This window comes from Bacillus sp. FSL K6-3154, from assembly GCF_040869395.1.
GTDB lineage: Bacteria > Bacillota > Bacilli > Bacillales > Bacillaceae > Bacillus > Bacillus safensis.
The window spans coordinates 3,265,938-3,280,812 of the sequence record NZ_CP152033.1; the positions used below are offsets into that span (position 1 = coordinate 3,265,938).

The 14,875-nt window shown below is 43.6% G+C and carries 15 protein-coding genes; 14 read left to right on the forward strand and 1 reads right to left on the reverse strand.

All coding sequences use genetic code 11. From position 1 onward, the window contains the following. The 9 genes from fmt to spoVM all read left to right on the forward strand — a co-directional run bounded on the left by fmt (position 1) and on the right by spoVM (position 8,513). Complete coding sequence (gene fmt, locus MHH61_RS16870) at positions 1 to 954, forward strand: methionyl-tRNA formyltransferase (RefSeq protein WP_024426956.1); 954 nt, start codon at positions 1 to 3, stop codon at positions 952 to 954. Next, a complete protein-coding gene (gene rsmB / locus MHH61_RS16875; RefSeq protein ID WP_125586817.1) occupies positions 941 to 2,284 on the forward strand; it encodes a 16S rRNA (cytosine(967)-C(5))-methyltransferase RsmB in 1,344 nt (447 codons plus the stop codon). The genes fmt and rsmB overlap by 14 nt, the downstream gene beginning before the upstream one ends. A gap of 3 nt (positions 2,285 to 2,287) precedes the next feature. Next, on the forward strand, positions 2,288 to 3,370 hold the full coding sequence (rlmN, locus tag MHH61_RS16880; protein WP_024424208.1) for a 23S rRNA (adenine(2503)-C(2))-methyltransferase RlmN: 1,083 nt from the start codon (positions 2,288 to 2,290) through the stop codon (positions 3,368 to 3,370). Between the two features lie 3 nt (positions 3,371 to 3,373). Next, positions 3,374 to 4,144 carry a Stp1/IreP family PP2C-type Ser/Thr phosphatase gene (locus MHH61_RS16885; protein WP_034281746.1) on the forward strand — a complete coding sequence of 257 codons (771 nt, stop codon included), beginning with the start codon at positions 3,374 to 3,376 and terminating at the stop codon, positions 4,142 to 4,144. After that, positions 4,138 to 6,093, forward strand: a complete 1,956-nt coding sequence (pknB, locus tag MHH61_RS16890) for a Stk1 family PASTA domain-containing Ser/Thr kinase (RefSeq protein ID WP_125586815.1) — start codon at positions 4,138 to 4,140, stop codon at positions 6,091 to 6,093. Before MHH61_RS16885 ends, pknB begins: the two co-directional genes overlap by 7 nt. Positions 6,094 to 6,105: 12 nt before the next feature. Beyond that, the gene (gene rsgA / locus MHH61_RS16895; RefSeq protein ID WP_024424205.1) at positions 6,106 to 7,002 is read left to right on the forward strand and encodes a ribosome small subunit-dependent GTPase A; all 897 of its coding nucleotides are present in this window, start codon (positions 6,106 to 6,108) and stop codon (positions 7,000 to 7,002) included. 3 nt (positions 7,003 to 7,005) lie between these two features. Next, positions 7,006 to 7,656, forward strand: coding sequence for a ribulose-phosphate 3-epimerase (gene rpe, locus MHH61_RS16900; protein ID WP_024426961.1), 651 nt, complete (start codon positions 7,006 to 7,008; stop codon positions 7,654 to 7,656). A gap of 60 nt (positions 7,657 to 7,716) precedes the next feature. Further along, entirely contained in the window at positions 7,717 to 8,361 is a 645-nt protein-coding gene (locus MHH61_RS16905) for a thiamine diphosphokinase (protein WP_024426962.1), read from the forward strand. A 71-nt stretch (positions 8,362 to 8,432) separates the two neighbouring features. Beyond that, entirely contained in the window at positions 8,433 to 8,513 is an 81-nt protein-coding gene (spoVM, locus tag MHH61_RS16910; RefSeq protein ID WP_008354550.1) for a stage V sporulation protein SpoVM, read from the forward strand. A gap of 69 nt (positions 8,514 to 8,582) precedes the next feature. On the opposite strand, the gene rpmB is transcribed toward spoVM, so the two are convergent. After that, positions 8,583 to 8,771: a 50S ribosomal protein L28 gene (gene rpmB / locus MHH61_RS16915; RefSeq protein ID WP_003212514.1), complete on the reverse strand. Its 189-nt coding sequence runs from the start codon at positions 8,769 to 8,771 to the stop codon at positions 8,583 to 8,585. Between the two features lie 271 nt (positions 8,772 to 9,042). Here rpmB and MHH61_RS16920 point away from each other — a divergent pair, with 271 nt between their 5' ends. The 5 genes from MHH61_RS16920 to recG all read left to right on the forward strand — a co-directional run bounded on the left by MHH61_RS16920 (position 9,043) and on the right by recG (position 14,854). Further along, a complete protein-coding gene (locus tag MHH61_RS16920; RefSeq protein WP_008344871.1) occupies positions 9,043 to 9,405 on the forward strand; it encodes an Asp23/Gls24 family envelope stress response protein in 363 nt (120 codons plus the stop codon). A gap of 15 nt (positions 9,406 to 9,420) precedes the next feature. After that, a complete protein-coding gene (locus tag MHH61_RS16925; RefSeq protein ID WP_125586813.1) occupies positions 9,421 to 11,094 on the forward strand; it encodes a DAK2 domain-containing protein in 1,674 nt (557 codons plus the stop codon). Between the two features lie 148 nt (positions 11,095 to 11,242). Next, a complete protein-coding gene (sdaAB, locus tag MHH61_RS16930; RefSeq protein WP_024424201.1) occupies positions 11,243 to 11,905 on the forward strand; it encodes an L-serine ammonia-lyase, iron-sulfur-dependent subunit beta in 663 nt (220 codons plus the stop codon). Positions 11,906 to 11,925: 20 nt separating this feature from the next. Beyond that, the gene (gene sdaAA / locus MHH61_RS16935; RefSeq protein WP_024424200.1) at positions 11,926 to 12,828 is read left to right on the forward strand and encodes an L-serine ammonia-lyase, iron-sulfur-dependent, subunit alpha; all 903 of its coding nucleotides are present in this window, start codon (positions 11,926 to 11,928) and stop codon (positions 12,826 to 12,828) included. Continuing rightward, positions 12,806 to 14,854 (forward strand): ATP-dependent DNA helicase RecG, encoded by a 2,049-nt coding sequence (recG, locus tag MHH61_RS16940; RefSeq protein ID WP_024426964.1) that lies wholly within the window; start codon positions 12,806 to 12,808, stop codon positions 14,852 to 14,854. Before sdaAA ends, recG begins: the two co-directional genes overlap by 23 nt. Positions 14,855 to 14,875 lie beyond the last annotated feature (21 nt).

Genomic DNA, 14,875 nt, shown 5'->3' on the forward strand with positions numbered 1-14,875 from the left:
ATGGCACGTATCGTATTTATGGGAACCCCTGATTTCTCAGTACCTGTGCTGCAAACACTGATAACAGAAGGATACGAAGTGGTAGGGGTTGTCACGCAGCCAGACCGCCCAAAAGGAAGAAAACGAGTGCTCACACCGCCTCCTGTAAAAGTGGAAGCCTTAAAGCACGGCATTCCTGTGTTGCAGCCTGAAAAGGTGCGCCTTGATGAAGAAATTGATAAGGTGCTTGCATTACAGCCGGATTTAATCGTCACAGCGGCATTTGGACAAATCTTACCAAAGCGATTACTCGATGAACCTAAGTTTGGCTGTATCAATGTTCATGCCTCGCTCCTGCCAGAACTAAGAGGCGGCGCGCCGATCCATTATGCGATCCTTCAAGGCAAAAAGAAAACAGGCGTTACCATCATGTACATGGTGGAAAGGCTTGATGCAGGTGACATGATCAGTAAAGTAGAAGTAGAAATCGATGAATTAGACAATGTCGGAACATTGCATGATAAATTAAGTGCAGCTGGTGCCACACTGCTAAAAGATACGGTGCCAAATGTTCTAAGCGGGTCTATTTCTCCAATTCCGCAAAATGAAGAAGCGGCCACATACGCACCAAATATTAAGCGGGAGCAAGAAAGATTAGACTGGACAAAAACCGGCGAAGAGCTTTACAACCAAGTTCGCGGGCTAAATCCTTGGCCAGTTGCCTATACTGAATGGAACGGCGCTCATCTAAAAGTATGGGAAGCGAAAAAGGTTCCGCTTCAAGCGCAAGAAGAACCCGGGAAAGTGATTGAGCTTCAAAAAGAAGGTCCGGTCATTGCAACTGGGAATGAGCAAGGCCTTTTATTAACAGGTGTGCAGCCAGCTGGTAAGAAAAAAATGAGCGGCGAAGACTTCTTAAGAGGCGCAAATATCGAAATTGGACAGAAATTAGGGCTAATGAATGAAGAAAAGTAATGTGAGAGAAGTAGCGCTGGACGCTTTAATCAAACTCGAACAAAATCAAGCTTACAGTAATTTGCTGTTGCAGTCAGTCATGAAAGATAAAGACTTAGCTGATCAGGACAAACCGCTGTTAACAGAGCTTGTATATGGTACACTGCAAAATAAGCTGGCATTAGATTATATGCTGACACCCTTTGTGAAAAAACCGCAAAAGGTCGCTCCATGGGTGATGCAGCTTTTGCGGATGTCTCTTTATCAAATGGTGTACCTTGAAAAAATACCAGATCGTGCAGCCATTCATGAAGCTGTCGAGCTAACGAAAAAGCGCGGGCACAAAGGCATTTCTTCACTTGTGAACGGTGTTCTTCGTTCCGTGCAAAGAGAAGGCGTTCCGTCATTTGATGCGATCAAAGATCCCGTAAAGCGGCTGTCCATTGAGACAAGCCACCCATTATGGCTTGTGCAGGAGTGGGTTCAGGCGTACGGGTTTGAAGCGGCAGAAAGCATGTGCCGCATTCATTTAGTCCCGCCAAAGCAAACCCTTCGTGTCAATCGAATGAAAATTGACCGCACGGCACTGCAGCAAAAACTATTGGATGCAGGCATTGAAACGGAGCTTGGCGACTTATCTGAAGATGCACTTAAGCTCATGAAAGGGTCTATCGTCTCAACCCCTTCTTTTCAAGAAGGCTATGTGACGATACAAGATGAAAGCTCGATGCTTGTCGCAAGAGCGCTCGACCCTCAGCCGGGAGAAACGGTGCTTGACGCCTGTGCGGCTCCTGGCGGAAAATCAACACATATTGCAGAACGTATGAACGATGAGGGCAAAATTGTTTCTCTTGATTTACATGAACACAAAGTGAAACTCATTAAACAAGCAGCAAAACGTCTAAACCTTACTCACATTGAGGCAAAAGCACTTGATGCAAGGAAAGCGGCAGACTATTACAGCGAAGCTTCGTTTGACCGTATTCTCATTGATGCACCGTGTTCCGGTTTTGGCGTCATTAGACGAAAACCAGATATGAAATATACAAAGTCACAAGAAGACTCAGCAAGGCTTGCAGCTATCCAGCAGGCCATTTTAAAGGAAGCGGCCCCGCTTTTAAAACCGGGCGGAACCCTTGTATACAGTACGTGTACAATGGACCCAACAGAAAATCAACAAGTGATTCATGCGTTTTTACAAGAACACCAAGACTTCGAACCCGATCTATCTCTTAATGAACGGCTGCCTGAGCAGGTTGCTCCGTTTGTTCAAAACGGAAGTGTACAAATTCTTCCTCATTATTTCGGAACAGATGGTTTCTTTATTTGCAGCATGAGAAAGAAGGGATAAAAAATGACAGAACAAAAAGTAAGAAAAGAACTGAAGACAGAAATGCCGTCGATCTACTCATTTGAGCTTCACGAAATGAAAGAATGGTTAAAAGAACAAGGCGAAAAGCCTTTCCGCGCAGCCCAAATTTTCGAGTGGCTTTATGAGAAACGTGTGACATCCTTTGACGATATGTCTAACCTTTCAAAGGATTTAAGAGAAAAATTAAAAAATCAATTTGCGATCACCACATTAAAAACCGTGATCAAACAAACGTCTCAAGACGGAACGATCAAGTTTTTATTTGAATTACATGATGGCTATACGATTGAAACAGTACTGATGCGCCACGAATACGGCAACTCTGTCTGTGTCACAACTCAGGTTGGCTGCCGAATCGGCTGTACATTCTGTGCATCTACACTTGGCGGGTTAAAACGAAACCTTGAAGCAGGAGAAATCGTTGCTCAAGTATTGAAAGTGCAGCAGGCACTTGACGAAACAGATGAGAGAGTCAGCTCGGTTGTCATCATGGGAATTGGCGAACCGTTTGATAACTTTGACGAAATGCTTGCCTTCCTTAAAATCATCAACCATGACAACGGCTTAAACATTGGCGCGCGTCATATTACAGTGTCGACAAGCGGAATCATTCCAAAGATCTATCAATTCGCTGATGAGCAAATGCAAATCAATTTTGCTGTCTCTCTGCATGCACCGAACACAGAGATCAGAAGCCGTCTGATGCCGATCAATAAGGCATATAAGCTGCCAAAATTAATGGAAGCCATTGAATACTACATTCAAAAAACGGGTAGACGTGTCAGCTTTGAATACGGCCTGTTTGGCGGAGTAAATGATCAAGTGCATCATGCAGAAGAGCTTGCAGACTTATTAAAAGGAATCAAGTGCCACGTGAACCTCATTCCGGTGAACTATGTACCGGAAAGGGATTATGTAAGAACACCAAGAGAACAAATCTTCCTATTTGAAAAAACGCTGAAAGAACGCGGCGTAAACGTAACAATTAGACGAGAGCAAGGCCATGATATTGATGCTGCTTGCGGTCAGCTAAGAGCGAAGGAGCGTCAGGAAGAGACGAGGTGACGAATGTTGATAAGGGCAGCCTTTCAAACCGATACAGGAAAAGTCCGTCAGCATAATGAAGATGATGCAGGTATTTTTGAAGCAAAAGAAGACACCCTTCTAGCTGTTGTAGCAGATGGAATGGGAGGTCATCTTGCTGGTGATGTCGCCAGCAGGATGGCCGTCTCTTCTTTAAAAGAATACTGGGAAGAAACATCTTCAATTCCAGCAAAACCAGCAGAGCAAGAAAGCTGGTTAATCTCAAAAATTAGTGACATTAATGATCAAGTATATGAACATGCGAAAAACAATGAGGAGTGCCAAGGAATGGGGACAACCATTGTTTGTGCGCTCGTTCATTTGCAAACGGTCACAATTGCCCATATTGGCGACAGCCGCTGCTATTTGCTAAGAGAAGGAGCACTGACCCAGCTAACAGATGACCATTCACTCGTAAATGAGCTTGTGAAAACAGGTGAAATTTCTAAAGAGGATGCAGAATATCATCCAAGAAAAAATGTGCTTACGAAAGCATTAGGAACAGATAAACACGTTCAAATCGATGCACATACCTTTGAAGTGGATCCAGGAGATCAAATCCTGCTTTGCTCAGATGGTTTATCAAATAAAGTAGAAGAAGAGAATTTGATTCATATTTTAACGCAAACGACCGCACCAGATGAAAAAGTAACAGCATTAATCCAAACAGCGAATGACAACGGCGGTGAAGATAACATTACAGCAGTATTGTTAGAAATCTCCTCCCAGCCAGAGGAGGGTGACAGCAAGTGTTGATCGGAAAACGGATCAGCGGCCGTTATCAGATTCTTCGCGTCATAGGCGGAGGCGGAATGGCAAACGTTTATTTGGCGGAGGATATGATTTTAGATCGCGAAGTCGCGATTAAAATTTTGCGCTTTGACTTTGCAAGCGATGATGATTTTATTAGACGTTTCCGGCGCGAGGCGCAGTCAGCCGCAAGTTTAGATCATTCAAATATTGTCAGCATCTACGATGTAGGGGAAGAAGATGACATTTATTATATTGTCATGGAATATGTCGAAGGGATGACGCTGAAAGAATACATACATGCCAATGGCCCGCTTCATCCGAAAGAAGCCGTTCGCATTATGGAGCAAGTGGTTGCGGCAATGGAAGAAGCCCATGCAAAGCAGCTCGTCCACCGGGACATTAAGCCTCACAATATATTAATAGACAACATGGGGAATATTAAAGTCACTGATTTTGGGATTGCCATTGCACTCAGCTCAGCGACCATCACCCACACAAATTCGGTTCTAGGATCGGTGCACTATTTGTCTCCAGAGCAAGCCCGCGGAGGTCTTGCGACGAAAAAGTCAGACATCTATTCACTTGGAATTGTGCTCTATGAACTCATTTCTGGACGCATGCCATTTGAAGGGGAATCAGCTGTCAGTGTTGCGCTGAAGCATTTGCAATCAGAGCCGCCATCTGTAAGAAGGTGGAATCCTTCTGTTCCACAAAGCGTGGAAAACATCATTTTAAAGGCAATGGCCAAAGATCCATTTTATCGATATGAAGATGCATCTGAAATGCAAAAAGATCTGCAAACTGCTTTCGACCCTTCAAGACTAAAAGAAAAACGCTTTGTCATTGAAGAGGATCATGAAGCAACGAAAGCGATCCCAATCATTCAAGATCATCAAGTCGATCAAGATAATGAAAAAACAGCTGTCCATCCGGTGCAAAAACCGAAGAAAAAAGAGAAACAAAACCCGAAAAAGAAACGAAAAAAATGGCCTTGGGTTGTGGCATCCATCCTGTTTATTCTAACTGCTGCGACTATTTTAGCTATCACTGTGTTTCCCGGACTGCTCTTTCCAAAAGATGTTGAGGTCTCTGATGTATCTGGCATGACGATTGAAAAAGCAGAGGACACCTTGAAGAAAGCCGGCTTTACCGTTGCCTCTGAACCAATTGAGATCGCTGATGAAAAAATTGAAAAAGGGCTTGTCGTCAAAACAGACCCGAAAATCGGCACAAAGGTAAAAGAAGGAACCGAGATTCAGCTTTACCAAAGTACTGGCAAAGAAAAGACCGAATTACCTGATGTAACAGGTGAAAAGGTCGATAAAGCAAAAGAATTATTAGAGAAAAAAGGGTTTAAGCAAGTTGTTGTGGAGGAAGTAAATGATAATGACACCGAATCTGGGATTGTCATGGAACAGAAACCTTCAGCGAGTACTGAGCTTGTGGCAGCAGATGAAGAAGTGACGTTGACGGTCAGCATAGGTCCTGCCGATATTACTTTGCGGGATTTAACGACATATAGTAAACAGGCTGCATCGAATTATTTAGAGGATAACGGATTAAAGCTTGATGAAAAAGAAGCGTATTCTGATGATGTACCAAAAGGTGAGGTCATGAAGCAGGAGCCAGGAGCAGGTACTGCTGTGAAACCAGGGGATACGGTTAAGATCACCTTCTCACTCGGACCGAAGAAAAAACCGGCTAAAACGGTAACTGAGAAGATTGCCATCCCGTATGAGCCAGTCACTGAAGGGCAAGAGATGACCGTTCAGATTTCCATTGACGATGCTGAGCATAGCATTTCTGATTCATATGAAACCTTTAACATCACTGCACCAACTGAACGGACCATTAAATTTAAGATTGAACCAGGTCAAAAAGGATACTATCAAGTGACGGTTGATGATAAAGTCGTAAGCTCTAAAACAATCGAATACCCTGACGATGAATAAAGGAGGGACTTTATGCCTGAGGGCAAAATTATTAAAGCATTAAGCGGATTTTATTATGTGCTCGATGAGTCTCTAGAAAGTGGAAAAGTGATTCAGTGCAGAGCGAGAGGCATTTTTCGAAAAAACAAAATCACACCTCTAGTTGGAGATTATGTCGTATATCAAGCGGATAACGATAAAGAAGGCTATTTATTAGAAGTAAAAGAGCGGACAAACGAACTTGTTCGTCCGCCTATTAGTAACGTCGATCAAGCGGTGCTCGTTTTCTCCGCGACAGAACCGACCTTTAGCACATCGCTTTTAGACAGATTTCTAGTGCTGGTGGAAGCAAATGATATTAAGCCGATTATCTGTATCACAAAAATGGACTTATTGAAAACAGATGAAGAGCGTGAAAGTATTCAAGGCTATGCAGAGGACTATAGGCAAATTGGATATGATGTTCATGTAACATCCACGATCGAGGGAGACGGAATTGAAAAGCTGACCCCGCATTTTCACAATAAAATCACTGTATTTGCCGGTCAGTCAGGTGTAGGTAAGTCCTCTCTTTTAAATGCGATGAGTCCTGATTTGGCGCTGAAAACCAATGATATTTCCTCTCATCTTGGAAGGGGGAAGCATACGACAAGACATGTCGAACTCATTCGTACAGCAGAAGGGCTCATTGCAGATACACCTGGCTTTAGCTCGCTCGAATTTACCGGCATTGAAGCGGAAGATTTAGGCCTTTACTTTTTAGAAATCAAAGAGCGGAGTGCAGATTGTAAGTTTAGAGGCTGTCTGCATGTGAAAGAGCCTGGCTGTGCGGTAAAAGGCGCGGTCGAACAAGAGCAAATCAGAGCGTATCGCTATCAGCATTATTTAGAGTTTTTAACTGAAATCAAAGACAGAAAGCCGAGGTACTAACTCATGGTTTATATTGCCCCTTCCATTTTATCAGCAGATTTCGCCAATTTGGAGAAAGATATCCGTGATGTGGAACAAGGCGGAGCGGATTACATTCATATCGATGTGATGGACGGCCATTTTGTACCGAATATCACATTTGGACCGAATGTTGTGGAAGCGATCAGACCGCATACAAAGCTGCCGCTCGATGTTCACTTAATGATTGAGCAGCCAGACCGGTATATTCCTGCATTCGCAAAAGCAGGTGCTGACATTATATCTGTCCATGTAGAGGCTTGTCCGCACTTGCACCGCACGATACAGCACATAAAAGAACAAGGTGTAAAAGCAGGTGTCGTCTTGAACCCGCACACACCTGTTTCTCAGATTGAGCATGTATTAGAGGACGTAGACCTTGTCTTATTCATGACGGTGAATCCTGGTTTTGGCGGACAGGCGTTCATTCCATCTGTCCTCGAGAAGGTAAAAGAAGTGAAGACCCTTAGCGAACAAAAGGGCTTATCAGACTTACTCATAGAAATAGACGGCGGTGTCAATGTAGAGACTGCAAAGAGCTGTAAAGAGGCGGGCGCTAACTTACTTGTGGCCGGCTCAGCGGTATACGGTAAAAACAACCGTGCAGCCGCCATTCAGGCCATTCGAGAAGCGTAAAAAAAGGAACCAAAGTCACTCTGATCTTTGGTTCTTTTTACATGGAGAGGAGCGTATATCATGCACATACATATCGTAGCCGGCGGTCCTTTTGAATACATCCCGCCCCTTGAACAGGAAGCATCACAGGACGATATTCTCTGGGTCGGTGTAGACCGGGGGACGCTTTTTTTACTAGAGAACGGCATCATGCCTGCCAAGGCTTTTGGTGATTTTGACAGTGTGACAGAAGAAGAGCTTTGTGAGCTGAAAAAGAAATTGCCTGCCTTGAATGTATTTCAGGCTGAAAAGGATGAAACCGATTTAGAGCTTGCGCTGAACTGGGCCATGCGCCAGCACCCAGCGCATATTCACATCTACGGCATTACAGGAGGAAGGGCTGATCACTTTCTAGGAAATATTCACCTTCTATATCAAGGCATTCAGCACAAGCAGAACATCACTCTTGTAGATAAGCAAAATATCATTCAAATGTTTGGACCTGGTACATACGAAATAAAAGAAGACCCTGATAAAAAATATGTGTCGTTTCTGCCCTTTGGTACATCGGTTGAAAAGCTGACATTAAAAGGTTTCAAATATCCTCTGAAAAATTGTCATATTGAGCCTGGTTCCACACTATGTATTAGTAACGAACTCATCCACTCAAGTGGTACTTTTTCTTTTCATGAAGGCATATTAATAATGGTAAGAAGCAAAGATTGACCAACCTATCAATGTGGATGGCTGATTAAGCTCAATTGTGCTGCAAGCGGTACTTTTAGGAGGGGGACAAAATGAAATTTTATACAATCAAACTGCCTAGATTTCTTGGCGGCATTGTCCGTGCGATGCTTGGTTCATTTAAAAAAGATTAATGAGTAATCTCCTTTATTTCCACATAAAAACGCCTGCTACAGTTTATTGTAGCAGGCGTTTACTCTTGCTTATACACGCTCAACTTTACCAGATTTCAAAGCTCGAGCTGATACATATACTCTTTTAGGCTTACCGTCCACTAGAATACGAACTTTTTGAAGGTTCGCGCCCCATGTACGTTTTGTAGAGTTCATTGCGTGAGAACGGTTGTTCCCAGCTTTTGTTTTTCTGCCTGTAATAACGCATTTACGTGCCATTTGTTTCCCTCCTAACTGCGAAAACATCATCATATTCTTCATATACGTACTTAGAGATGCCTCAAGATACTTTAATAATTTACCACAGCTTCAAGGGGTTTGCAAGGATTGTTTACTCCTCTTTCAAGAAAAATACCTTGACATCTTGATAAAAAATCAAGGCTATAGTATAAGTAGGATTGGGTCGGATTGAATGATTTCTTTTAAAAAGAAGGGTCTTATAGTAAAATAGTGATAACTCAGGGCAATTTCTCAAAAAGGGGGAACCAATGTGTCCATTGAACTTAGAACGAAATACGGACAAATTGATATATCAAATGAAGTCATTGCAATGGTGGCAGGAGGCGCTGCGATCGATTGCTATGGTATTGTTGGCATGGCGTCCAAAAATCAAATCAAGGACGGCTTGACGGATATTCTCCGCAAAGAGAACTTCAGCCGGGGTGTTCTTGTGCGTCAAAAAGAAGACCGCATTCATATTGATATGTACATCATCGTAAGCTACGGTACAAAAATATCAGAAGTCGCACATAATGTTCAAACGAAAGTCAAATACACGATTCATCACACAATTGGACTTTCTGTTGACTCGGTCAACATTTATGTACAAGGAGTAAAAGTTACGAACCCGTAGTAAGGAGGAAATATATTGTCTATTAGAAATCTTGATGGCCGCTCATTTGCAAAAATGATTCTTGCAGGTGCTCACCATCTTTCTCAAAACGCACAAATTGTTGATGCGTTAAATGTTTTTCCAGTGCCAGATGGAGACACGGGGACAAATATGAATTTGTCGATGACTTCAGGGGCAAAAGCAGTTGAAGAAACAAATACCGATCATATTGGGAAGGTCGGCGTGGCCCTGTCAAAAGGGTTATTGATGGGCGCAAGAGGAAACTCTGGCGTGATCCTGTCACAGCTCTTTAGAGGTTTCAGTAAACATATTGAACAAAAAGAAACGATTGATGCAAAAGAATTTGCTCTTGCCTTACAGGCGGGTGTTGATACAGCATATAAAGCCGTGATGAAACCGATTGAAGGAACGATTTTAACAGTTGCAAAGGATGCAGCAAAGAAAGCGGTTGCTGTTTCGGCAGCAGAGGATCAAATTGACCGCGTTCTAGAGTTAACGATTGAGGAAGCAAGAGCATCACTTGATCGAACGCCAGATCTGCTTCCTGTCTTAAAAGAAGTGGGTGTTGTCGATAGTGGAGGTAAAGGACTTCTATGCGTATATGAAGGTTTCCTTGCTTCATTAAGAGGAGAAGAGCTTCCTCCTAAAGCGGCTTCTTTACCTACGTTAAAAGAGCTCGTTAGTGCAGAGCATCATAAAAGTGCGCAAAGCCATATGAACACAGAAGATATCGAATTTGGCTACTGTACTGAATTTATGGTGAAATTTGAAGAAGACAAACAGTCCTTTGATGAGAATGCCTTCAGACAAGACTTAAGTGAATTCGGAGATTCACTTCTTGTGGTGTCTGACGATATACTGGCGAAAGTTCATATTCATGCAGAGCAGCCAGGAGATGTCTTATCCTATGCACAGCGCTACGGCAGCTTAATTAATATGAAAATAGAAAACATGAGAGAGCAGCATAGCTCAATCGTGAACGAAGAAAGAGAACACGCACCTGCTGCACCAAAAGCACCTGCTGCTGAAAAACAGCGCTTTGGCGTCGTCAGTGTCGCAATGGGAGAAGGAATTGTTGACTTGTTCAAAAGTATCGGAGCTTCCGTCGTCATTGAAGGCGGACAGACGATGAATCCGAGCACAGAAGACATTGTCACAGCAATAGAAAGCGTACATGCCGAAACCGTCTTTATCTTACCTAATAATTCTAATATTGTCATGGCAGCTAAACAGGCGGCAACTGTCTCAAACCGTGAGGTCGTTGTCATTCCGACGAAGACCGTTCCTCAAGGAATGTCGGCACTTCTTTCTCTCAATGAAGCAGCTTCAAATGAAGACAACGAAAGAGCGATGCTAGAAGCGATTGACCATGTGAAAAGCGGGCAAATTACCTTTGCAGTAAGAGATACTCAAATTGATGGAATCGACATTGCGAAAGGTGATTATATGGGTCTGTTCAACGGGAAAATCACGTTAACAGCGAAAAATCAATTAGATGCAGCAAAAGAACTTCTAACCAAAATGGTGACAGAAGATGATGAGATTGTCACCATCATTAAAGGGGAAGATGCATCATCTGATGAGCTGGATGCACTGCAAGCCTTTATTGAAGAAACATTTGAAGATGTAGAAGTTGAAGTCCACGATGGAAAACAGCCGCTTTATTCATATATTTTGGCGGTTGAATAACGAAAGAAGGGCAAATAAAGCCCTTCTTCTTCTTTTGCAATTTTTTACTAGCCATTCCACGGTGAAATGAGTTGCGGGAAACGAATGAATCCATTAGTCTAAAGAAAGAACCAAACCATACGCGAGTGGTGATGAGAGGGGAAGACCTATGAAATTTAGAAGTGTGTTTGATATTATTGGACCTGTCATGATTGGGCCATCAAGTTCGCACACAGCGGGTGCGGCTCGTATAGGGAGAGTAGCTCGCAGCTTATTTGGAAGAGAACCGAAACGAATTGTCGTTTCATTTTATGGTTCTTTTAAAGATACGTATAAAGGACACGGTACAGATGTCGCCATTATTGGCGGTGTTCTTGACTTTGATACATTTGATGAACGAATCAAAACAGCGATCGATATTGCAAAAAGCAAAGAGATCGACATTGAATTTAAAGAAGAAGAGGCGGTGCCGGCGCATCCGAATACAGCAAAAGTAGAGATTTCAGATGCGAACGGAAGCCTTGAACTAATCGGGATTTCCATCGGCGGAGGTAAAATTGAAATCACAGAATTAAATGGCTTTGAGCTCAGGCTTTCAGGGAATCATCCTGCCATTCTTGTGGTTCATAACGATCGCTACGGGACGATTGCGGCAGTTGCCAATGTCTTAGCGAAATTCGCCATCAACATCGGTCATATGGAAGTGGCGCGTAAAGATGTCGGGCAAGAGGCACTGATGACGATTGAAGTGGATCAAAATATTGACCCAGCTGTCCTATCAGAGCTTGAAACGCTGCCAAACATTATTCAAGTCACACAAATTGCAGAGTAACAACAAGGAGGTTATGAATGATGTTTAAAAACGTCAAAGAACTCGTGCAGCTAACAGAAGAACGGAATACCTCCATTTCAGAAATTATGATTGTGCAAGAAATGGAAGTGACAGGGAAGTCACGTGAAGAAATTTTCTCCCAGATGTACCGCAACCTAGAAGTGATGGAGCAGGCCGTTGAAAACGGGCTGAAGGGTGTGAAATCATTATCAGGTTTAACAGGCGGAGATGCAGTCAAACTTCAAGCCTATATCGCATCAGGCAAAACACTGTCTGGTCATACGATATTAGATGCTGTCAGTAAAGCAGTTGCAACAAATGAAGTCAATGCCGCAATGGGAACCATTTGTGCAACGCCTACAGCAGGCTCAGCAGGTGTTGTACCAGGTACGTTATTTGCAGTAAAAGAAACATTAAAGCCAACAAAGGAACAAATGGTCAGATTCCTATTTACTTCTGGCGCATTTGGTTTTGTTGTGGCGAATAACGCGAGCATTTCCGGTGCAGCAGGCGGCTGTCAGGCAGAGGTAGGTTCTGCATCAGGTATGGCGGCAGCAGCGATTGTCGAGATGGCAGGCGGTACACCGCAGCAATCTGCAGAAGCGATGGCGATTACACTGAAAAATATGCTTGGACTTGTTTGCGATCCAGTAGCGGGACTTGTCGAGGTACCTTGCGTGAAACGAAACGCAATGGGTGCATCTAACGCCATGATCGCAGCAGACATGGCTCTTGCTGGCATCACAAGCCGCATTCCTTGTGATGAAGTGATTGATGCGATGTACAAAATCGGTCAAACGATGCCAACAGCTCTTCGCGAAACTGCACAAGGCGGTCTCGCTGCGACACCGACAGCAAGAGAGCTTGAAAAGAAGATTTTCGGAGGTGTGACCTCATCTCGTGATACAGAAACTGCAAGATAATGTCTCTGTCCTGAAGGGGATTGGAGAGGAAACCGAAAAAACACTCAATGAACTTGGAATCTACACAGTAGCCGATTTACTCGGCTACTTTCCTTATCGATATGACGACTATGAGCTTCGTAACTTAGAAGAAGTCAAACATGACGAACGTGTCACAGTTGAAGGAAAAGTACATAGTGAGCCCGTTCTCACCTATTATGGAAAAAAACGAAGCAGGCTGACATTCAGGCTGCTTGTCGGGCGTTTTCTCATTACAGCGATTTGTTTCAATCGCCCATATTTAAAACGAAGCCTTGTGTTAGGTGATACAGTTTCCGTTACAGGAAAATGGGATAAAAACCGTCAATCTATCATGGTGCAGGAATTTAAAAAAGGGACGCACGAGCAAGATGGCAGTATAGAGCCCGTTTATTCAGTAAAAGAAAATGTGACCGTGAAAATGATGAGACGCTTTGTAAAGCAGGCCTTGTCACTTTATGCAGACAAAGCTGAAGATCCATTGCCAAAGCAGCTTGTTTCTGCCTATAAACTCATGTCCTATCAGGAAGCATTAAAAGCCATTCATCTTCCAGAAACAAGAGACTCGCTCAAGCAAGCAAGACGCCGTTTTGTGTACGAGGAATTTCTCATTTTTCAACTGAAGATGCAGGCGATTAGAAAAAAAGAACGAGAGAGGACATCAGGCATCCAGCATCCGTTTTCCAAAGAGGCTGTTTTTGAGTTTGTTAACAGCCTGCCATTTCCGCTGACGAAGGCACAATCAAGAGTACTTGATGAAATCATGTCGGACATGGCGTCTCCATATCGAATGAACCGGCTGCTTCAAGGAGATGTAGGTTCAGGGAAAACAGCTGTTGCAGCCATTGCGCTTTATGCCGCTCATTTATCAGGTTTTCAAGGTGCATTAATGGTCCCAACAGAAATTTTGGCAGAGCAGCATGCCGATTCACTTTACCAGCTGTTTGAAAAATGGGGGCTGAATATCGCCCTTTTGACAAGCTCTGTGAAAGGAAAGAGACGCAGAGAATTGCTTGAACGTTTAAAAGAAGGCGAGATTGACATATTAGTCGGCACGCACGCACTCATTCAAGACGAAGTCGAATTTCAGCAGCTCGGTCTTGTCATTACAGATGAACAGCACCGGTTTGGCGTAGAGCAGCGGAAAAAACTGCGAAGTAAAGGACAGGACCCAGATGTCTTGTTTATGACGGCCACACCTATTCCGCGAACACTTGCGATCACTGTCTTTGGAGAAATGGACGTATCCGTCATTGATGAATTGCCAGCTGGCAGAAAACAAATCGAAACGTATTGGGTGAAGCATGACATGCTTGAGAGAATTCTTGCTTTTGTGGATAAAGAGCTGAGAAAAGGAAGACAGGCATATATCATTTGTCCGCTCATTGAAGAATCAGACAAGCTTGATGTCCAAAATGCGCTTGATGTCCATAGCATGCTCACTGAAGCATACCGCGGCAAGTGGTCGATCGGCTTAATGCATGGGAAGCTGGCGAGTGATGAAAAGGATCAGGTCATGAGAGCCTTTACCGCAAATGAAGTACAAATTCTCGTTTCAACCACAGTTGTTGAAGTCGGGGTCAACGTGCCGAATGCAACCATCATGGTCATTTATGATGCAGACCGCTTCGGACTGTCTCAGCTTCATCAGCTAAGAGGCCGGGTCGGACGAGGAGAGCATCAATCATTTTGTATTTTAATGGCTGATCCGAAGTCAGAAACGGGGAAAGAGCGGATGCGGATCATGTCCGAAACAACCGATGGCTTTGAGCTGTCTGAAAAGGACTTAGAACTAAGAGGACCCGGCGATTTCTTCGGTAAAAAACAAAGCGGGATGCCAGAATTTAAGGTAGCAGATATGGTTCACGACTATAGAGCGCTGGAAACAGCTAGAAAAGATGCAGCAGATCTTGTCCAATCGGACGCCTTTTGGACTGATCCCGAATACAAAGAACTTCGGCAAACGCTGATAGACAGCGGTGTGCTGGGAGGAGATAAATTAAGCTGATCAAACGCTGGAGGAATTTTC